Raw genomic sequence first — 19,281 nt, 5'->3', positions numbered from 1 at the left:
CACGTAGCTGAAAGACAAACTGCTCCTTTCCCGAAGGGCCGCCGCAATGGCGGTCCTTCGGCGTCTTTCGCATTCGGATTGGGTGTGAGGCTGGTTCTTAAGCCTTGCCGGTGGCGTCCTTCAAAAGGTCGGCGAGCTCGGCGTCGGTGAGGTCGTAGTGGTACATGGTGTGGAAGTACGTGCGGGTCACGTCTTCGATGGAGTCGTCGAAGGCATCGGGGTACAGAAGGCGCGGCAGCCACTGCAGGCCCATGAGCTGGTTGACGGTGGGCGGGTTGTTCAGCCAGCAGTAGGGCACGTTGGGTACCTGGTAGTAGTTGCCGGAGTCGATGGTGGCAATGCCCTTCCACGCCGGGTCGTTGCCCACGGTGTCGTAAATGCTGCCCGTCTGGAACACGATGAGGTCGGGGTTCCACAGCGCGATCTGCTCGAGGCTGATCTCGTTGCCGTTGCCCTTGCCGGACACGTCGTCAACCACGACCACGTTGTCGGCCACCATGTCCACCACAGCCGCCTGGAACGAAGTCTTGGCGATGGCGTTCAGGCCGTTGTCGCCCAGCAGGTAGGCCATGCGCACGCGCTCGTTTTCGGGAATGTTCTCCATAGTGGTGACCGTCATGTTGTACACGTCGGTGCAGTAGGTGGACAGCTCGCTGCCGCGCTCTTCCATGCCCAGAAGCTCGCCGAGGCGCTCATAGGCCGCGCCGTAATCGGACAGCTTCGCCTCGATGAAGATGACCGGAATGCCCAGCTGCTCCTGAAGCGCGTCCAAGTCCTCCTTGGCGCCCTTCTTCGCCTCGCCGGTGTCGATGATGACCTGGGGCGCGGCGGCGGCCACGGCCTCGCGGTTCAGGTCGTCCTTGGCGCCGAGCACCGCGCCGAACACCGGGTAGTCGGCGAATTTCTCACCGAAGATCTTCAGCTGGTCGTCGTTGAGCTCCTGGGCCAGGCCCACCATCTTGTCCGGGGCCATGGTGAGCAGCACCTGCTGGGCCGTGAAGCCCGACGGGCAGATCTTGTCGATCTGGGCCGGCAGCTCCACGGTGCGCCCGAGGTCGTCGGTGAAGGTGATGGCGCCGCTTTCGGCCTCGGTAGCGGCCTGGGCGTCGGCGTTCGCCTCCTGCTCGGTGGCCGGTGCAGTGGGCTCGGCCGCTCCATTACCCTCACTGTTGGCGCATCCGGCGAGCCCCAGGGCCAAGCAAGTGGACAGGGCGAGCGCTCCAGCCAGAGCCGCGATGCGCCGTTTGTTCCTCGTCGGTTTCAGCATTCGTTTTCCTTTCCTTCCAAGGGGTGCCAGGTTCTACTGGCGTTCTATCTCGCGTACGGGCACGCAGACGCGCACCTTGTCGCCATAAAGGGAATTGACCTCCACCTCGATGCCGTACAGCTCGCTGATGAGCTCGGAGGTGATGACTTCGCGGGGGTCGCCGAACGCCGCAAGGGCGCCTTCGGAAAGCACCATGGTGGCATCGGAATAGAGAAAGGCGTGGTCGGGGTTGTGGGTCGATTGCACGATGGAGAGCCCCTCGCGGGCCAGCTGCCGCACGCAGGACAGCACGCGCATGGTGTTGCCGTAATCAAGCGCGCTCGTGGGCTCGTCCATGATGATGGTCTGGGCGTTTTGCGCGAGCGCCCGAGCGATGAGCACGAGCTGCTGCTCGCCGCCGGATATCTGCGTGTAGGTGCGATGGGCCAAGTGCTCGATGCCGATGCGGGCCAGCGCCTCGTGGGCTCGCTGCAGCTGGGCCTCGCCGGGCGTGGCGAGCATCTTCAGGTCGTTGCCCGTGGCCATGAGTACCACGTCGACCACTTCGTAGTCGTACACCGGCGCGTGCGACTGGGGAATGTAGGAGATCTCGCGAGCGCGCTCCCGCACCGAAAGCGCGCGCAGATCCTTCCCGTTCACCAGAATCGTGCCGCTATAGTGCGGGGAAAGCCCCAGGATACAGCGGAACAAGGTGGACTTGCCCACGCCGTTGGGCCCGAGCACGTTCACGAGGCACCCGTCGGGAATGGAAAACGAAAGGTCGTGCAAGATCTCGCGGCTTCCGTAGGAGAAGCTCAAGTTGGTCACATCGATGCTCATAGCTTCTTCTTCCGCGTTATGAGGTACAGGAAGAACGGCGCGCCCACGAAAGCGGTGAGGATGCCGATGGGGATTTCGGCGGTGGTGGCCAAGCGGGCGACGTCGTCCACGATGAGCAGGAAGCTGGCGCCCATGAGCATGGATGCGGGAATGAGGCGGCGATAGTCGGCGCCGACGAGCATGCGGCACAGATGCGGAATGACGAGGCCCACCCAGCCGATCATGCCGGTGACGCAGACGCTCGCGGCGGTGACGAGCGTGGCGGCGATGATGACGACGATGCGGGTGCGTCGGGCGTTCACGCCCATGGTGGCGGCCTCGTCGTCGCCCATGGTGAGGATGTTGATGCGCCAGCGCAGGGCGAACAGCGTAGCGCAGCCGATAAGCATGATGGGGAACACCATGCCGATGTCGCGCATGTTCGCGCCGGTGAGTGAGCCCATGAGCCAGTAGGTGATGTCGGCCAGCTCGTCAGTGGGGTCGGCCACCAGTTTGGCGTAGGAGACGCCGGCTTGGAACAGTGACGACACCATGACACCGGCGAGCACGACCACCATCATGTGGTTGCCGCGGGCTCGCGTGCTGATAAGCAGCACCAATAACACGGTGATCAGGGAGAATCCGAAGGCGAAGAGGGATGTTGTGAAAGAGCTCACGCCGAGAAGAATAGCCACGGCCGCGCCGAACGCGGCGCCCTGGCTTGCGCCCAAAATGTCGGGGGAGACGAGCGGGTTTTGGAAGGTGCCCTGGTAGGCGGCGCCGGCGCAGGCCAGGCAGCATCCCACCATGAGGGCCAGCAAAATGCGCGGCAGCCGCACGTTGAAGAAGAGCGTCACCTGCTGTTCGGTCCAGATGGGGTCAAGCGGGACGATCTGGTTGACGAGCATGGCCACAGCTTGAGCCGGATCGATGGGGTAGCGGCCCAGCAAAAGGGAGATCGCGGTCGCGCCAATGAGGATGAGGGCAAGGGCCAGCACGACAAATCGAGCCCTCCGAGAGGCGGCCGAATGAAGCATGGGTTTTACAGTGCTCGTTTGCATGGCATCTATTATATTCTCAGTCATGAATGATTTACAAGAGAGAATTATTCATGAAGTAAAATGATTTACAAGAGAGAACAATTCGGTAGGATGAGTACTGAGCAAAAGCGCCCGGAATGTCGGGTCGCTATCATCTGAGAAAGGACGAAAGCCATGGGTTGCGCCGAGAAAGACTGCTGCACGAAGGGGGTTGCGACGGGGGCCATTGCGTTTCCCGGCACAAACGAGCCGAATACGCCCTGGAAGCTGTACAACCACCTGATCGCCGGCATTCCCGAGGACGTCGTGGTGCGCGACTATTGTCTGGGTACCCACTGGTCCTACGTGGAAGCCGACAGTGGCATGGGGGTGAGCTTCACCACCACCGGCGGCGCGCGTCGTGGCTACACGGGCGACCTGAGAGGGATGTCCCTGCGCGAGGTGGCGGAGCTTTCTAAGTCCTGGTGCTTCGAGGAGGCGAGCCTGGGCGTGGCGGCGCTGAACGCCTGGTACTCGCAGCGCACGCTGCTGGACCCGTTGGGGTGCACCTACGATGCGGCGGTGGAGGTGCCCGACGGCACTATTCGCAAGATGGACGCTTTCGAAATGTACCGCCCGCAGATCAGCGCCGCCGGCGGGGATGCGCGTGTGGTTGTGGTGGGGCACTTCCCCCATGTGGAACGCATCGAGGAGTACGCGCGCCTGACGGTGCTCGAGCGCAAGTGCTCCCAGGCGGGTGACGTGCCCGATCCGGCTTGCGAGTACGTGATCCCCGGCGCCGACTACTTGTTCATGACTGGTGTGACCCTCATCAACAAGACGGCTCCGCGCCTGTTGGATTTGGCCGCGAACGCCACGACGGTGTTCGTCGGGCCAAGCGTGATCATGGCGCCGTTCCTATTCCGTTGGGGCGTGGATATGCTGGCCGGTAGCGTGGTCGCCGACCCCGAGAAGGCCCGCTTTGCCGTGAAGAACGGTGCTGGTCAGTTCTTCGGCGAGGCCCTCACGATGGCCGCCCTGTGCAACCCGGAGGCGTAGGGGGCGTTTCGTGCAGAGGATCGTCTAGGAGCGGCACAGCGGAGACGGTGATGGTGCGGTCGTGCGCGATGCGCTAATGGAAGAGGTTCGAATGCTGTTTCTCTTAACGGGCGAGGTGCAGATTGGGAAGACGCGCTGGCTGGAATCGCTGGTGACGGAGCTGGCCGATTGCGGGGTGTCCTGCGTCGGCGTGCTGGCGCCGGGTCAGTGGGTGCCTTCAGAAGGCGAGCATGCCGATGCGAACGGCTTCGAGAAGCTGGGCATCGACAACGTGCTTCTGCCCAGCGGCGAGCGCATCCCTTTCGCCCGTCGGGGTGACTTGGCCCGAGCCGACGGCACCTTCGATGAAGAGAGCCAAGCGGCGAAGGCGGAGTTGGCCTGGCACATCGATGATGCTGCTATCGACCGCGTGAACGCCCACTTTGATGAGCTTGCCGTGCGCGCCAGCGTGGCGGTGCCCACCGATGCCAAGTCGCATTCCGGGCGGAGTGCCGAAGGCGCGGAGTCGAAGGATCCCTCCCGCGCCCCCGGCCTCCTCATCGTAGACGAGCTGGGCCGTTTGGAAATCTGGCGCGGCGGCGGCCTCACCTCGGCCATGGCCCTCCTCGCCCAAGGCCCGACGGCCGCCTTTCCCCATGCGTTGGCCGTCGTGCGCGACTACCTCCTCGACGATGCCGAGATCTTCCTCGCCGAAGCATGGCCCGACCACTGCCGCATTTCTCCCGATGATACAGGTCGAGCCGTTATCCTGTCCGCCTGTGAGTTTGGGGCGTAAGGGATAGCGGCTCGACAAAACGGGTTTTGGTCGAGATGGCTACTGGGCAGCCAGATTCTGAGCAATCATTCGTGCGAAAGTTACTGTCCTGCCGCAAGCGTTGCCGGTCGACAGGTTCGGATAAGTCATGGAATAGTATCCTCCGGAATCGTTGCCTGTGACATACAGGCCTTCAATGGCGCTTCCATCTTCGCGCAGTGCTTGACCTTGGGTGTTTATCACGATGCCGTCCATGGTGCATAGCAAAGCGCCTGTGGTACGTACGCCGAAGAAGGGAGGTTTGCGTACAGGGGAAAGCCGGAATGGTTCCTTGCCGAAGTCGTCATCGCGCTGGTTGTCGTAATTCTGGTTGTTTCGTTCCACCGTTTCCGCGAGGGCTTCTGCAGGAAGACCAAGCTTTTCGGCGAGCTCCTCGATGGTGTCGGCTTGCTGAATGTGTCCGGCTTTAAGTGCCTCCTCGTTCATGGCCGTCACCACTTCGATAGGCAGGTTCGGAGCCGCTCCATTATCAAAGGGGAACATGCGCGAGCAGCCATGCATGTCGAACTGCTGGGCGTAGGTCTGCCAGTCTGCATCCCAGAGGCACACGTGGATGTTTCCTGGTTGCGATGCATCGGCGTGCAGGATGAAGTCATAGGTGCCGGACTCGTTGCAGAAGCGCTCGCCATTGAGATTGACTTTCAACCAGGGTTGGCTTCCCATCCAGAATACCATGGCAGTACCACAGTCGGCGCCTCCCAGGGAGTCGGCGGGAACGCTTGCTCGGTCGAAAAGCATGCTAGAATGTGTTTCGTCCATTTTTGCCCCAACGCGAAGGCACGCCTTTATGCCGTCTCCCTCACAGCCTGGCTGCGCTGAGTTGTAAGCGTAAATGCTGGTCGTGTGAGGCTGGAGCTGCTTAAGAAGGTCGAGATTCGCGGCGTAACCGCCTGTGCATACAAGAACGCCCTTGCTTGCGTTGACACGAATGTAGCCGTCAGCGCCCTGCCCTATAGCACCGGTCACGCGATCGTTTTCGACGGTGAGGCTCACCATGGGCGTTTGGTAGCGGAACGTTACATGGCCCGTCTTCTCTGCGTAGTCAGTCAGCACAGTGAACCCGTCGAGCGATCCATCGACTGGCCAGGCGGGAGAATGCCCTGTAGCCCAATGTCGGTAGTTGACTTCATGCTTTTCCTCGGCAGCCTCATGCCAAAGCGCGATACCGTAAGAGGAGAGAACGTTTTCGTACCAGTCGATGGTCTCGCCCGATCGCTCAAGCCAGACCTTGTGTAACGCGAGATTGCATTGGCCCGCAGCGTAATGATCCATATCTCGCAAATAAGCAATTGCGTCGATTTCATAGCCGCTCTCCTGCTGCAAGCGAGAGTTGACGCCTGCAAGATCGTCACGCACGACGCCACCGTTGAACTTCTCCATGACGAAGGTTTCCATGCCGGCATCTCCAGCAGCGCAGGCCGCAAAAAGACCGCCCGTGCCAGCGCCGATCACCAAAAACTCCGTGTCAATGGTTTCGACAATCTCATCATCGGAGATGTTCGGGGCATCTCCGATCCAGTCCGAGGAATCTTGCGATCCCGCCTCAGGCGAAGTGTTTGCTAGGGGATCCGCAGTCTGCGGGGCGCATCCTGCAAGGCCGAACAAGGCGCCGGCTCCCGCGAAGGCGCTACCTGCCAAAAACCCTCTGCGGCTTACAAGTCCATTATTGTCCATTTCAGTTCCTTCCTTTTCTCCATGAAAGTGTGGGATTGCGCGGCAAAAGCCTTTGGAGCTCAAGTCCGCACTGAGCTTGTTGCTGTTTAAAAAACGGTCGGGCGGTTTTACCCGCCCGACCAGGGAGGGGAGGGCTTGATCTATCGTAACGCGTGTTCTTAGACGTTGTAGATTGATTGCGCCACCGCATAGCCTGCGCCGAGCGATCCGACACCGCGGCCGCCGCAAGCTGCTTCGCCCACAACGTAGAGTCCCGGTACAACATTTCCGGCCGCATCGAGCGCGCGGTGAGATGAGTCGGTCGAGATGCCGTCCATCGTGATATGCATCGCCCAGGTGCGGGGTGATGCATAGAATGGAGGATTATCCAGGGGGGCATTGGGCCCGAAGCTGGATCGGCCGAATTCTGGGTCGTTGAAAGTACGAGTCATCTCGTTGTAATCGTCGACAGTTTTCAGGAATGTCGCCTCGTCGACGCCCATGAGGCCCGCCAGTTCTTCAAGTGTGTCGGCGCGGTAGAGGATGCCCCGCTCAATGGCGTACTCGACGTCCATGCCTGTGTGGGTCTTGCCGTCCGTGATCATGGAGCTGTCGTGGTCGACCACCTGGAAACCCACACCCCCATCCTGCTCCATCAGGGCGATCGTCATGTCAGTTCGACTGCCGCCCTCGTCGCAGAAGCGTTTGCCGGCCTTGTTCACGTAGATGCTCTCATTGGTGGTTCCGACGGTTGTTTCGGTGGCGTAGAGCACGGTGTCCACGAAGGGGAAGACCATCTGGTTAAAGGGCAATTCGGCGAAGGCGGCGCCTGCTTCTGTGGCCATGCGGATGCCGTCTCCAGTGTGTCCGTAGTTGTTGTCGCAGTGGAAGGTGTCGAGATCTTTCCAGTTCCACATCTTGTCGTGCTCTTTCAGCATATCCTGGTTGTCGGCATAGCCTCCAGAGGCGATAACGACACCGTCTTTAGCGCGCACGGTGTACGTGCTGCCGTTTGCGCTGCTGCCAATGACGCCAGTCACGCGACCGCTTTCAGTGATGAGCTCGGTTGCCGGCGTGGCGAACAGGATGCGAAGATCGAGTCCTTCCATCTCTCGTTCGAACACGTTGAAATAGCCTTCTCCATTCACGTCTTCTGAGGAACCCGAGAAATGCGCCCAAGAATAACCGGGAATTGCGACGAGTGGCATCCAGGGAAACTGCATGGTGTCGAGCCATGCCGTGCCCCCCTCCACATCCGTTGCATAAGTGTGTTGGAAGTCGTAGGTGTTGCCCTCAAGCATGCAGAGTTGCAGCGCAAGGAATTCGGGCGAGCTAAAGAGTTTGGTGTTCCCGTTTGCGTAGTAGTCGTCCCATTGTTGCTGCACCTCATCTACCAGAGAGGCGTCAAGCCCGGCGTCTCGATTGAACTGAAGAACTTCTTGGAAGATCTTCAGGTAGCCGTCGTTCACTTCGACGCGTAATTCTTCGGGTGCGTTGGCATACTCGATGAAACCGCCACTCACGAGGGCGTTGCCGCCCATGCTCGAGGACTTCTCGAACACGACGACCTTCGCTCCCTGCTGAGCAGCTGCTAGTGCAGATGCCATTCCAGAAATGCCGGCGCCTATGACGGCGAGGTCGCATTCGATCTCCTCGTCGGTTGGCTGCTCTTTGGGAACCTCCGCACGCTTCAAAGCGCTCACGTCGCCATCGGCTTGACGCGCGCAGTCTTCTACGGCCGAGAGCAGCGCGAGGGATGAAAGCGTCGCTCCTGTCACCGCGTCGACGGCGAGTGATTGTGATGCTACGATGATCTCAGGGATCTTCTCAAACGCCGGTGCGGCGATGCGTTCGGTTTCTCCGTGATCGACGACGCGGACGCTGTCGATGGCAGTGTCGGAGAAGACGACCTCGACGGTGATATCGCTCTTCTTGCCGAGTGCCGTGGCCTGGTAGGTTCCTGCGACAAATTGAGTTGTCGTGCCGCCCGTCTCTGCGACGGGGTGTGACGAAGCGCATCCCGTCGCGCCTAAGGCCAGAGCTGCCGCTGCGACCGAGCTTGCTTGCACAAACCGTCTGCGATCGATGACGTGGTTCTTTCCGTGTCCCATGTTCCCTCCTATGTTCGAATCTTGTCGGCGAGACGCCCTCGCCCCTGCTGTCGTTCATTATGGGATCGGTTCGCCCGAGGGTCTTTTGCAAGTTGTTGCGTGATTTGTGCACAAACCGTACAATTCGCTACAACGACAAAGGGGATCAGGGGGTTGTGGTGCTCAACATGGAATATGTGCCCGAGTTGCTCGTGCTGGCGGAAACACTCAGCTACACGGAGACGGCGCGAAGGCTGCACATGTCTCATTCGGCTGTGAGCCGTCACGTTGACGCTGTGGAGCGGGCGCTGGGGGCTCGGCTATTTAATCGTACGACTCGCAAAGTGGAGCTGACCGATGCGGGACGAGCGGTTATTGCCGACTTCTCTGCCATGCAGGCCCATTACACTCATGTGCTTGATGAGCTTGGTCGACTCGCGGAGGATGTGCCAGTCATACGACTGAGCTGTCCGGATTTTTGGATACCGTGTTATCTTGAGCCGTTGTTGGCGTTTCTCTCCCTCGAGCAATCTGCTCTTCGTGTCAAGTTGGAATCGAATCCTCCTGTTGTGGGTTTGAGCGCGGTGGAGGAGGGCTGGTGCGATCTTGCCTTTGGTATCGGGCTTCCCGCGGAACTGAAGCCCCCGATGAACATGAGGTTGTTTCTTCGTGAGAGAATTGTGGCAACGATTCATGAAGACAATGCGTTGGCGGGATGCGAGACGCTAGCGTTGGAGCAGCTTGCTGGTGAGCCTTTGGTGGTTCTCGACGATCGGGCCGAAGGATTCAGCCGCATGAACGAAGAGATATTGAGATTTTTTACGCAGCGCGGTTGTGCTCCCTGCGACATACGACGTACTGAGCAGATTGAGACGCTCGGGCTTAAGCTGAGCGAATGCAAAGGATATGCCCTTACGCCTGCGTCGCTGCAGTTTCCTCATAGGGATTACCTGCGGGCGATCCCCCTTGAGGAAGAGGACATCTCTTTCCCACTGTGCTTCTTTTTTCGCACAGATCGCTTGAGCCCTGCGCTGACCAGATTTTTCGAATATGCCGAGCAATTTGTCTTGTTGTCGGGGGAGCGCGCCGGAGACCTTGCTACTGCTCCGTCATCAGCAAATCGAGCAATTCTTGACGGGTATTGATGCCGAGCTTCTCGTAGATGTGGCGGGTGTGGGCCTTCGCGGTGCCCTCGGCGATGATGAGTTCGTGGGCCACGCCGGAAAGCGACTTGCCCTGAGCAAAGCAGCTCCATCACCTCCCGTTCGCGTGGCGTGAGGCGGCGCGCTTCGGCCACGGTGGCGCAGCGACGCGCCAGACGCGTGCGCTCGTTCTCCTCGGGTGGTCGCTTGCCCATGAAGGCGATGCCCCAGCGCTCGCCGATCTCGCGTTCGTTAAGCACGAGAGTTGCCACCGCCACAATGGCCGCAATGGCGACTACGGCACCGATGGCCGGTCCCGTGCCTCCGAACAGGCCGGATCCATCGAAGAGGAGCGCCCCCTCGCGGCCGACCCAACTCACGAGAATCAGCGACTCCTCGATGCCGAACAGCAGAAGCGCACTCACGCCGAAGCGCTTGGAGATGTCGCAGAGGAACAGAAACACGATGGCGTTGAAGAGCATCACGCCCAGGGCTGTGCAGAAACTGCCGGCCAAATTGCCGCCAAGGCCGAATAGCGGCACGATGAGGAGCCCGCAGCAAAGGAGGATGACCGGCGCCCGGTACAAGGCGGACAAGGGCGGTCGGTTAGAGAACCACCACACCCACGCGAACAGCACAAGACCGCCGACCAAGGTGGTCGCGGTGGAATGGGAGCCGACCAGCAGGGGGTAGGCGCTGCGAATATGGGCGGAGCTGTAGCTGGCCACCAGCTCGAAGAGGGCGAGGATAAGGAAGAACTTCCAGGGAATGAGCCGACGGTTGGCGGCGATGGGCCGATCTTCTGCCGGGACGTAGAGTCGGTAGGAGCGATGGGCCAAGGCCGCCGAAAGCGCTGGCAGCACGAGCAGCGCCCCGTAAAGGTACTCATCGCTGAAGCCCTGAAGCGCAAAGGTGAGCACGACTCCACCGATGATGGCGAGCGCGTAGTACAGCGCCACGCGGGTAGGACTGAGGCAGCTGTAGATTTCGCACCACAGCAGAATGAGAAGCGCCGAGCCGATGCCGCCGGCCAGGGTTGCTGGCGCAACAAGGGCGTCGGTGGTTGCGGGCAGTGCCAGAGCCGCCACGTTCGCGGCCACGGAGAACCCAAGCAGAAGAGCGATGGTCCCATAGACCCAGCGTCGCCCGGCCAAAGGCGCGATGCGGCTGGAGAGCAGGGCGATGACGATAGCGCTGCCGGCGAGCACCACATCGTAGGCGAACTGGCCGGCGGTGCCGCTGACGGGCATGGGCACCGAGGGATTCGCATAGGTGAGCGACACCCAGGCGCGCCACAGGGCAAAGCCGAGGAAGGCTTGGGGCATATCGAGCAAACGCATGAGTGAGTGCTTTGGTGCAGCTTCATTGTGGGCCATGGCGTTACCCCCTCTTGTCCGCCTTTGGCTGCAAGGGTCGTGCTTTCGCGGTGTCAACAGCGACCATTATAACGTGACGGGTTCTCTGCGGGGGCGAATGGCCGTGGCCGCAGCTGGTGCTCTCGTTGTGAGAAGAGTGCGGGGCACGTCGGCAACCGCTCAGAAACATGGAACGCTAGTGCCGATAAGATTGACGGTAGGGCTGGCGCTTCCCCAGGAAAACAGGGTGTTTATGCCACCTGTTTACAAAGATAAACAGCGAAAGTGCTGCGCGGTAGATGTGCGGTGGAGCTCGAGCAGGCATAGCGAGAGCCAGCAAAGCCGTTCGGCGCCGCGAAGTCGCAAGGAACGCTCGGGGCCGGCGGAAGGGAAAAGAGAACACATAGGAGGGTTCCCATGAACAAGATCGCCAACATGCATGTCGCCAGTTCCACCGCCGGCTCGCTCAGCCGGCGTAGTCTGTTCAAGCTCGGCGGGCTCGCTACAGCCGTCGCTGCCGGAGCTTCGCTGGCCGGGTGCGCGCCTCAGCCGAAGAGCGCGTCTATGGCCGATACCGGCTCGGGCGCGACGCGCGCTGCCGACGGTACGCCCAGCTTCCTCATCGCGCCTGAACCCATTACGGAGTTCGATGAGACGCGCGACTTTGAGGTCGTCGTCGTGGGCGCCGGCGTCTCGGGCATGGCTGCCGCCATGTCGGCCGCTGAAGCTGGTGCCAAGATTGCCTGTGTGCAGCGCGAGGCCACGCCTTCCTCCCAGGGCAACATGGCCGCTGGCGTCGATTTGAACCAGACGAGCGAAGCAGGCAAGCAAGCCCTTATCAGCTATCTCATCAAGTTGGCCGACCACCGCAGCAACCGCGCTCTTCTGGAAGCCTGGGCCGACAACTCCTTCGAGGCGCTGTCCTGGTTCCGCGAGGCCGCGTCCGCCGGCGGCATCGAGGTGAATCCCGATGAGCCCCAGGCCGACCGCGTGCTGCACATCAGCGGCTACGACGTGTACCTGCACGCCAACACCTACTTCCGCATCGGCCACGACGAGGTGGTGAAAGCCATCGCCCCCATTGCCGAAAGCGCGGGGGTGGAGTTCTTCTTCAGCTGCCCGGCCCAGCAGCTCGTTACCGACGAGTCCGGCCGCGTGACCGGCGTGGTGTGCGAGGAGGACGGCAAGAATGTGCTGTTCAACGCTAGCAAGGGCGTCATTCTGGCTACGGGCGACTACCAGTGCGACCCGGAGATGGTGGCTTACTACTGCCCCGACATCAAGGAGTTCCCGCCCTGCCAGATGAACCGCACCGGCGACGGCCACAAGATGGGCGTGTGGGCCGGCGGCGAGATTGAGCCGACGACGCACACCAAGATGATCCACGACGCCCGCGTGGGCCGCGTAGACACGCCGCACTTGCTGGTGAATGCCAAGGGCGAGCGCTTCATGTGCGAGGGCCCCATGCAGGGCTACCTGAACAACTACGTGCGCGAGTACATCCACGAGGCCGGCGGCGATGCCAAGGCGGGCAACCTGTATACCATCGTGGATGCGAAGTGGCAGGACCAGATTGCGGAGTGGAAGGCCATCGACCCGGAGATCGACGCCTCGAACTGCAAGTGGTTCTACGAGGGCAACACCATCGAGGAGGCCTGCGCCGCCATGGCCGCCGATACGGAATCGGGCGCCTACGAGTTGGACGCCGCCGCGGTTCAGGCGACGGTGGATCGCTACAACGAGCTTTGCGCCAAGGGCTCCGATGACGACTTCGGCAAGAACCCCACGTTCATGCGCGCCATCGACACCCCGCCGTTCATCGTGGTGCCCCACGAGTTCGGCATGGGACTTTCGGCCATCATCGGCGGCCTGCTCATTAACGCTGACAACCAGGTGCTGAAGGCCGACGAGCACACGCCCATCGACGGCCTGTTCGCCGTAGGCAACGTGTCCGGCTGCTTCTACGGCGGCGTCGACTACCCCATGGACGTGCTGGGGCTCTCCATCGGCCGCGCCATCACCGGCGGCTACCTCGCCGGCAAGCACGTAGCGAGCCTGTAGCGACGTTTCCATACCCACACCCTCCCCTCGAGAGCCCGCCGACACGCGGGCTCTCGTTTCTCTTACAACAATGAAAGTCGATTCGTAAGGCGTGGGGGGCGGAGAAGGGGCTATACTGGCAGCATGACATTTCGAAACAGGAGGTATCTCCCATGACTGACCAGCAGAATCCCTTCAGCACCATGCCCGAGCCGCCCGCTGCGCCCGATCCGGCCCAGGCTTTCGACAACGCGCAGGGCCAGGGGCAGGCCGCGCAGTCCTACGACACCGACCAAACCGCTCAGCAGGCTTACGACCCCTACCAGGCGCAGCAACCCTACGGCGCCGGCCAGGGCTATGACCCCTATCAGGCCCAGCAAACCTACCAGCAGCCCTATCAGGCCACCTACGAGCAGCCGCAGCCGGCCTACCAGCAGGTGTACGCCCAGCCCGTGGCCCCGGCGGCCCCTGCAGCTCTTTACCCGATGACCGACACCGACCGCAATCTGCGCCTTGTGGCGTTCATCTTCTGCATCCTGTCGCTGGTGGGCTCGTGTTGGCTCATCATCCCGCTGGCGTGGATGATTCCCATGTCGGTCATCTCCTGGGGCATCTACAAGGGCACCAAGGCCAACACCGTCGCCTTCGACGTATGCACCCTCATCTTCTGCTCGCTCGTGGCCGGCATCTTGCTGCTGTGCTCGAACAAGGATCGGTAAGGCGCTCTCTGCAGAGCTTGTCAGTTCGCAAGCTGGTGAGTCTGGGTGCCCTGGCATTTTGTGCGCACAGCTTCATAGCCCACGATTTCGCGCGTACGCAGCTTCGCGGCCTGCAAACTGCGTAGTCTTGTGATTTTGAAAACGCGTCGTCGCCAAACACGTGGCCGCTCAAAGGCGCGCCGGGCTAGCAGCCCCGGTGCGCCTTATTTTGTTCCACGTCTCTTTCGTTTCCACGGTCTCCGCCGTTTCCGTGACAAAACAAGGCCTTCTCGTGCACAAAAATCGACTTATATAGACATTCGGGGATGCGGAAAGGGAGAAAGAACGCTATATAAGCCTCAAAATGTGCTCCCCGCTGTTTCAAAAGTCTATATAAGTCGATTTTCGTGCACGAAGCTCCCTCATTTTGTCACCGTTGGAGCTGGGTCGGCAGCGCGCTGGGCAGGTTTCTCCAACGAGTATGGAAAGATTTTCCGAGTACTTCATCTACCTATGGATTTGGCCGCACGGCCGATGCAGGTTTGGAAGCGCTCGCTGCGCTACGCGGCCTTCGGGGGCTTGATGAACAGCGAAACGACCAGGGCCGCGATGGCCACGCCGAAGAAGACCCAGAAGGCGCCGAGGTAGCTGCCCGATCCCATTTGCGAGAGGGCGAGAATCTGCGGGCCTACGATGGCGGCCGGGATCATCTGGCAGGTGGCGATGGCGTAGTTGATGCCGTAGTACTTCGGGCCGAAAAACGTGCCCACCATGGCCGACATCGAGCACATGTTCCCACCGTACATGAGGCCGAGCAGCATAAAGCCAGCTACGAGCAGCGGGAAGTTGCCGCCCATCATGGCGAAGGCGCAGCAGAGCATGCCCGCGGCGAAGGCCACGGCGATCCAAGTGAGGCACACGCGATAGCCGAACTTGTCCCAGATGAATCCGTTGATGAGGCGCCCGAGCCCGTTCATGGCCGACACGCTGCCCATGGCCGCGGTAGCCAGCATAAGCGCCTCGGCCTCGGACAGCACGGCGCTGGCGCCAGCGTCGGCCGCCCCCGCGCCAGCCGCCGCAGCGCCTGCGCCCATGAGCAATTCCATAGCCGCCGGCACTGCTTGGCTGATGAGCGCCAGACCGCCGCAGGTGACGAGCATCAGATACACCATGAACACCCAGAACGTGGGCGTACGCACCATTTGGGAGCCGGTCATGTCGACAGCTGCCACGGTGGCGTTCTGCCGCGCTTTCTCTAGAAGAGGGCGAACATACTCTGGCGTTGGCAGCTTCATGATGAAGGCGCCCGCCCCCACCAGCACGACGAAAACGGCCCCCAGCGCACCGAAGGTCATGCGCCATCCGAGCGCGCCCAGCATCGTAGTGACAACGGGGGACAGCAGCATGGTGCCGCCGCCGAAGCCCATGAGCATGGCACCGGAGGCCAGGCCCTGCTTGTCGGGAAACCATTTCAGCGTGACGGACATGACCACATCGGTGCCAAGGCCCACGCCGGCTCCCACCAACACGCCGTAGGTGGCGTAAATGAAGGGCAGCGATTCCGTGAAGGCCGAAGCGATAAGTCCCAGTCCCAGGCAGGCGGCCGTGATGAGCATGACCGTGCGCGGGGACGTGCGCTCTTCCAGTGCGCCCGCCACGAGCATGCCGGCGCAGAAGGTGATGATGGAGAGCGTGAACACCACCGAGGTGGCCGAGCGATCCCAGCCGAATTCCGCCTCCAGCGGGTCGACGAACAGCGACCAGGCATAGATGAGCCCGAAGAACATGAGCAGGACGAAGGCGACGAAGAAGTACAGCAGACGGTGCGGCGTTGTTTGAGTCGCTGTGGTGTGCGTCTGCGATGTTGCATGGGACATGGCTCCCCCTTGGAATTGCGTGGGTCGGGATTCCAGTGCCAGCCACTGCTCAGTCTATCAACTGCACAAAAAAGAGCAAGAGGAAAATGGTGCAGCAACAGCTTAAAAAGCTAGCCGCAAAATCACGTCCTTTACGTAAAAAGGGTGATTTTGCGGTTATTACTATAATGAAAAACGATAAATTCAGGAAGAAGGTAGCCACAAATGAACGGTTGTCACGGCAAAACCGTTCTTTTGTGGCTTAAGGCCGAGGAAGGGGACGCGTATCCTCGCGGAGTTATCCCAGTGCGCACGCTCTTGCAAGGAGTTGCCCTGTGCGTTCGTTCTTGCAAGGAGCCAGTTGCGAAGCGGAGCTTACCCCTCGTACAGCGAGAAGTCATCCCTGTTGACGGCTTCGGGAAACACCCAGCTAGAACTTAGAAAATCAGCGGAAAACTAATCTATAACGGCGCAGCAACGAAAACCGCCCCCGTCACCAAAACGCCGAGCAAGAGCGCAGGATATATCACGAATCCGCGAGTTCGTGCGTTGAAGCTCGCTCGCGGGGCGGCTCGAAAAGAACGGCTCCGCACGCCCGACTGCCCCGGCGCACCTGGAAAGGAAGACGACAATGGTCACTCAAGAGCAGCAATCAATTATCGATCACGCTCAGCTGCAGAAGATCAACGGCTGGCAGCATATCAAGGTGAAGGGCACCCCCTACGAGTGCGGCTTCCAGGAGGGCTACCTTCTGGCCGACGAGTACCAAGACGCCCTGCGCGTGTACAAGTTCATGACCTTGGAAACCTTCGGCATGACCTACGAGTGGTTCGCCGAGCAGGCGCTGAAGTTGCACCGCGACAAGATTCCCACCCGCTGGCTCGAAGAGCTGCGCGGCATGGCCGAGGGCCTGATGGCGGCGGGCATTCCCACCACCACCGACGACATGATCGCCTGGAACGACTGGATGGAGATCACCGGCTACTGGTGGCCGCAAAACGCCGGCAAGGTCATGAGCCGCCCGCTCATGAAGACCCACCGCAAGGAGCACTGCTCCGCCATCGTGGCCACTGGCTCAGCCACGGTGGACGGCAAGCCCTACCTGGGCCACGAGAGCTTCGACGAGTTCTGGAGCGGCCAGTACTTCAACGTTTGCAAACGCGTGGAGCCCGATGACGGCTACGCCTTCATCATGCAAGCCTCGGCGCCGTGCATGCTGTCGTCCATGACCGACTTCTACGTGACCGCCGCGGGCCTGAACATCACCGAGACCACGCTGGCCGGCTTCGACCGCTACGACGATGCGGGCATGCCCGAGTGGGTGCGCATCCGCGACGCCGTGCAGTACGCGGCCACCATCGACGAGTTCGTCGAGCGCCTGAACAAAGGCAACAACGGCGGCTACGCCAACGCGTGGCTCATCGCCGACCACAACACCGGCGAGATCGCCCGTTTCGAGCAGGGCTTGGAATTCACGAGCCTCGAGCGCACCTTCGACGGCGCGTACTTCGGCTGCAACGCTGTGTTCGATCCGCGCATCCGCAACCTGGAGTGCAAGGACAACGGCTTCAACGACCCGCGCCAGCAGACCGGTGCCCGTCGCCAGCGCTGGATGGAACTCATCGATCAGTACTACGGCAAGATCGACCTGGAAGTCGTGAAGAAGATGCTCGCCGACACCTATGACGTGTACCTCGGCTACAACTGCCCGTCGAGCCGCGACATCTGTGCCCACTACGACGTGGATCCGCAGTACTACGCCGACGACCCCGATGCCGTGTGGAACATCCCGTTCTACCCGGCCGGCTCCTGCGACGCCAAGGCCGCTGGCCCCGACGACGTGAAGCACCTGAAGATGTGGGGCCGCTACGGCCGCGCCGACGGCGTGGAGTTCGTGGCGAAAGACTTCATGGGCCAGCACCCGCTGTGGAAGTGGATGGACGGCTACCTGGAAGATCGCCCGACTCAGCCCTGGACGCTCTTCGACTAAAGGGAATTCGAACCGGCGCTTTTCCACGGCGCCGCGTTCCTTCCATATAGATCAACGCTAACCAATCGAGGATAAGGAGCATAGATTATGGAAATCTCAAAGGAACAAATCGCGAAGATGGCCGAGTCTTACAAGAAGGCCGAAACCCAGCACGTGGCCCAGCGTGCGGTGACCAAGAACGGCATTCTGGAGTCGGCGGAAAGCGTGGAGGTGCTCAAGCGCATGAGCCCCAAGAGCTTCGCGTTTTCCATCGACGTGGACGATCAGGCCGTGGCCAACCAGAAAATGTCGGGCCGCTGCTGGATGTTCGCCTGCCTGAACGTGCTGCGCTTCCACATTGAGAAGGAGCTCGATCTGCCGAAGGGCACCTTCGAGCTGTCCCAGGCCTACCTGGCGTTCTTCAACAAGCTCGAGCGCGCTGCCTGGTTCCTCGAGCACGCGGTGGCCACGGCCGACAAGCCGCTGGATAACCGCGAGGTCGACTGGCTGTTCACGACGCCCATGGCCGACGGCGGCGACTGGGATATGGTGTGCGCCCTGGTGAAGAAGTACGGCGTGGTGCCGCACGAGGCCCAGGCCGAGACCCACTGCACCAACAACACCGCCGAGCTGAACACGGTGCTCTCGCACCTGCTGCGCCAGGACGCCCTGAAGCTGCGCACCATGGCCCAGGAGGACAAGGACACGAAGGCCGCCCAGGAGGAAATGCTCAACGAGGTGTACCGCGTGCTGGCCGTGTGCTTCGGTGAGCCGGTGCAGAAGTTCGACTTCACCTACAACGACGCCAAGGGCCACTACCATGCCGACCTCGGCATCACCCCGTTGGAGTTCCTGAAGAAGTACGTGCCCATCAACTTGGACGACTACATCGGCGTCATCAACGTGCCCGGCGACGACAAGCCCTACGGCCGCATGTACGCCATCCAGGATTCCGACCAGATTCCCGAGCGTCGCAACCTGTACCTGAACGTGCCGATGGAGGAGCTGAAGGGTTACGTCATCGACTCGCTGAAGGACGGCGAGCCTGTCTGGTTCGGCTCCGATGTGCTGCAGCACTGCGATCGCAATGCCGGCGTCATGGACTTCGATCTGTACGACCTCGAGGCTCTGTTCGGCGTGAAGTTCACCATGGACAAGGCCGAGCGCTTCGCCACCCACGAGAGCCTGCCGACCCACGCCATGACCATTGCCGGCGTCGATATCAAGGACGGCAAGCCCACGAAGTGGAAGATCGAGAACTCCTGGGGCACCGAGAACCACGGCATGAAGACCGGCAACAACGGCTACTTCGTCTGCAGCGACGAGTGGTTCGACAACTTCGTCTACGAGGTGGCCATCCGCAAGGATCGCCTGAGCCCCGAGATGCAGAAGGCGTTGGACTCCGATCCCATCGTGTGGCCGTTCTGGAACACCTTCAACCCGGTTTCCGCCTAGGCGGCAATCGGGCGCCGGCCGCAGGGGTTCCGCACGGGATGCCCCAAGGTCGGCCCTTGCGGGCGG

At 61.2% G+C, this 19,281-nt stretch carries 13 protein-coding genes; 7 read left to right on the top strand and 6 right to left on the bottom strand.

Features of this window, described 5'->3' with window-relative positions:
- Positions 1-97 precede the first annotated feature (97 nt).
- The 3 genes from ACYVRU_RS03420 to ACYVRU_RS03410 are packed head-to-tail and all read right to left on the bottom strand — an operon-like array spanning position 98 to position 3,063.
- Positions 98-1,267 carry an ABC transporter substrate-binding protein gene (locus ACYVRU_RS03420; RefSeq protein ID WP_461185717.1) on the bottom strand — a complete coding sequence of 390 codons (1,170 nt, stop codon included), beginning with the start codon at positions 1,265-1,267 and terminating at the stop codon, positions 98-100.
- Positions 1,268-1,300: 33 nt separating this feature from the next.
- Positions 1,301-2,086: an ABC transporter ATP-binding protein gene (locus ACYVRU_RS03415; RefSeq protein ID WP_418914770.1), complete on the bottom strand. Its 786-nt coding sequence runs from the start codon at positions 2,084-2,086 to the stop codon at positions 1,301-1,303.
- Entirely contained in the window at positions 2,083-3,063 is a 981-nt protein-coding gene (locus tag ACYVRU_RS03410) for a FecCD family ABC transporter permease (RefSeq protein WP_302222730.1), read from the bottom strand. Before ACYVRU_RS03410 ends, ACYVRU_RS03415 begins: the two co-directional genes overlap by 4 nt.
- A gap of 216 nt (positions 3,064-3,279) precedes the next feature.
- On the opposite strand from ACYVRU_RS03410, the gene ACYVRU_RS03405 reads away from it, so the two are divergent.
- Complete coding sequence (locus ACYVRU_RS03405) at positions 3,280-4,143, top strand: Rossmann-like domain-containing protein (RefSeq protein ID WP_461185716.1); 864 nt, start codon at positions 3,280-3,282, stop codon at positions 4,141-4,143.
- Positions 4,144-4,234: 91 nt separating this feature from the next.
- Entirely contained in the window at positions 4,235-4,918 is a 684-nt protein-coding gene (locus tag ACYVRU_RS03400; protein WP_461185715.1) for a hypothetical protein, read from the top strand.
- Between the two features lie 39 nt (positions 4,919-4,957).
- Here ACYVRU_RS03400 and ACYVRU_RS03395 read toward each other — a convergent pair whose 3' ends face one another.
- Complete coding sequence (locus tag ACYVRU_RS03395) at positions 4,958-6,631, bottom strand: FAD-dependent oxidoreductase (protein WP_270356826.1); 1,674 nt, start codon at positions 6,629-6,631, stop codon at positions 4,958-4,960.
- A 158-nt stretch (positions 6,632-6,789) separates the two neighbouring features.
- On the bottom strand, positions 6,790-8,721 hold the full coding sequence (locus tag ACYVRU_RS03390; protein WP_022741461.1) for an FAD-dependent oxidoreductase: 1,932 nt from the start codon (positions 8,719-8,721) through the stop codon (positions 6,790-6,792).
- Between the two features lie 59 nt (positions 8,722-8,780).
- On the opposite strand from ACYVRU_RS03390, the gene ACYVRU_RS03385 reads away from it, so the two are divergent.
- The 3 genes from ACYVRU_RS03385 (at position 8,781) to ACYVRU_RS03375 (ending at position 13,956) form a co-directional block, all read left to right on the top strand.
- Entirely contained in the window at positions 8,781-9,845 is a 1,065-nt protein-coding gene (locus tag ACYVRU_RS03385) for a LysR family transcriptional regulator (RefSeq protein ID WP_461185714.1), read from the top strand.
- Positions 9,846-11,614: 1,769 nt separating this feature from the next.
- On the top strand, positions 11,615-13,258 hold the full coding sequence (locus tag ACYVRU_RS03380) for an FAD-dependent oxidoreductase (protein ID WP_223901340.1): 1,644 nt from the start codon (positions 11,615-11,617) through the stop codon (positions 13,256-13,258).
- 152 nt (positions 13,259-13,410) lie between these two features.
- Positions 13,411-13,956, top strand: a complete 546-nt coding sequence (locus ACYVRU_RS03375; RefSeq protein WP_181869648.1) for a hypothetical protein — start codon at positions 13,411-13,413, stop codon at positions 13,954-13,956.
- 539 nt (positions 13,957-14,495) lie between these two features.
- Here ACYVRU_RS03375 and ACYVRU_RS03370 read toward each other — a convergent pair.
- Entirely contained in the window at positions 14,496-15,812 is a 1,317-nt protein-coding gene (locus ACYVRU_RS03370) for an MFS transporter (protein WP_223901342.1), read from the bottom strand.
- A gap of 610 nt (positions 15,813-16,422) precedes the next feature.
- Here ACYVRU_RS03370 and ACYVRU_RS03365 point away from each other — a divergent pair.
- Together ACYVRU_RS03365 and ACYVRU_RS03360 are read left to right on the top strand one after the other, a co-directional pair.
- A complete protein-coding gene (locus ACYVRU_RS03365; protein WP_223901344.1) occupies positions 16,423-17,781 on the top strand; it encodes a C45 family autoproteolytic acyltransferase/hydolase in 1,359 nt (452 codons plus the stop codon).
- Between the two features lie 87 nt (positions 17,782-17,868).
- Positions 17,869-19,215, top strand: coding sequence for a C1 family peptidase (locus ACYVRU_RS03360; RefSeq protein ID WP_223901345.1), 1,347 nt, complete (start codon positions 17,869-17,871; stop codon positions 19,213-19,215).
- Positions 19,216-19,281: the final 66 nt, after the last annotated feature.

It is taken from the genome of Adlercreutzia sp. CNCM I-6216 (assembly GCF_977113345.1).
The sequence above is the reverse complement of the archived record's forward strand: the minus strand, read 5'-3'. Positions and strand labels throughout refer to the sequence as shown.

What these genes read in the sequence shown, in the direction of transcription:
- ACYVRU_RS03405 (WP_461185716.1), top strand. Translation starts at nt 3,280, where the DNA reads ATGGGTTGCGCCGAGAAAGACTGCTGCACGAAGGGGGTTGCGACGGGG.
- ACYVRU_RS03395 (WP_270356826.1), bottom strand. Translation starts at nt 6,631, where the DNA reads ATGGACAATAATGGACTTGTAAGCCGCAGAGGGTTTTTGGCAGGTAGC.
- ACYVRU_RS03385 (WP_461185714.1), top strand. Translation starts at nt 8,781, where the DNA reads ATGGGATCGGTTCGCCCGAGGGTCTTTTGCAAGTTGTTGCGTGATTTG.
- ACYVRU_RS03390 (WP_022741461.1), bottom strand. Translation starts at nt 8,721, where the DNA reads ATGGGACACGGAAAGAACCACGTCATCGATCGCAGACGGTTTGTGCAA.
- ACYVRU_RS03365 (WP_223901344.1), top strand. Translation starts at nt 16,423, where the DNA reads ATGGTCACTCAAGAGCAGCAATCAATTATCGATCACGCTCAGCTGCAG.
- ACYVRU_RS03380 (WP_223901340.1), top strand. Translation starts at nt 11,615, where the DNA reads ATGAACAAGATCGCCAACATGCATGTCGCCAGTTCCACCGCCGGCTCG.
- ACYVRU_RS03360 (WP_223901345.1), top strand. Translation starts at nt 17,869, where the DNA reads ATGGAAATCTCAAAGGAACAAATCGCGAAGATGGCCGAGTCTTACAAG.
- ACYVRU_RS03370 (WP_223901342.1), bottom strand. Translation starts at nt 15,812, where the DNA reads ATGTCCCATGCAACATCGCAGACGCACACCACAGCGACTCAAACAACG.
- ACYVRU_RS03400 (WP_461185715.1), top strand. Translation starts at nt 4,235, where the DNA reads ATGCTGTTTCTCTTAACGGGCGAGGTGCAGATTGGGAAGACGCGCTGG.
- ACYVRU_RS03420 (WP_461185717.1), bottom strand. Translation starts at nt 1,267, where the DNA reads ATGCTGAAACCGACGAGGAACAAACGGCGCATCGCGGCTCTGGCTGGA.
- ACYVRU_RS03415 (WP_418914770.1), bottom strand. Translation starts at nt 2,086, where the DNA reads ATGAGCATCGATGTGACCAACTTGAGCTTCTCCTACGGAAGCCGCGAG.
- ACYVRU_RS03375 (WP_181869648.1), top strand. Translation starts at nt 13,411, where the DNA reads ATGACTGACCAGCAGAATCCCTTCAGCACCATGCCCGAGCCGCCCGCT.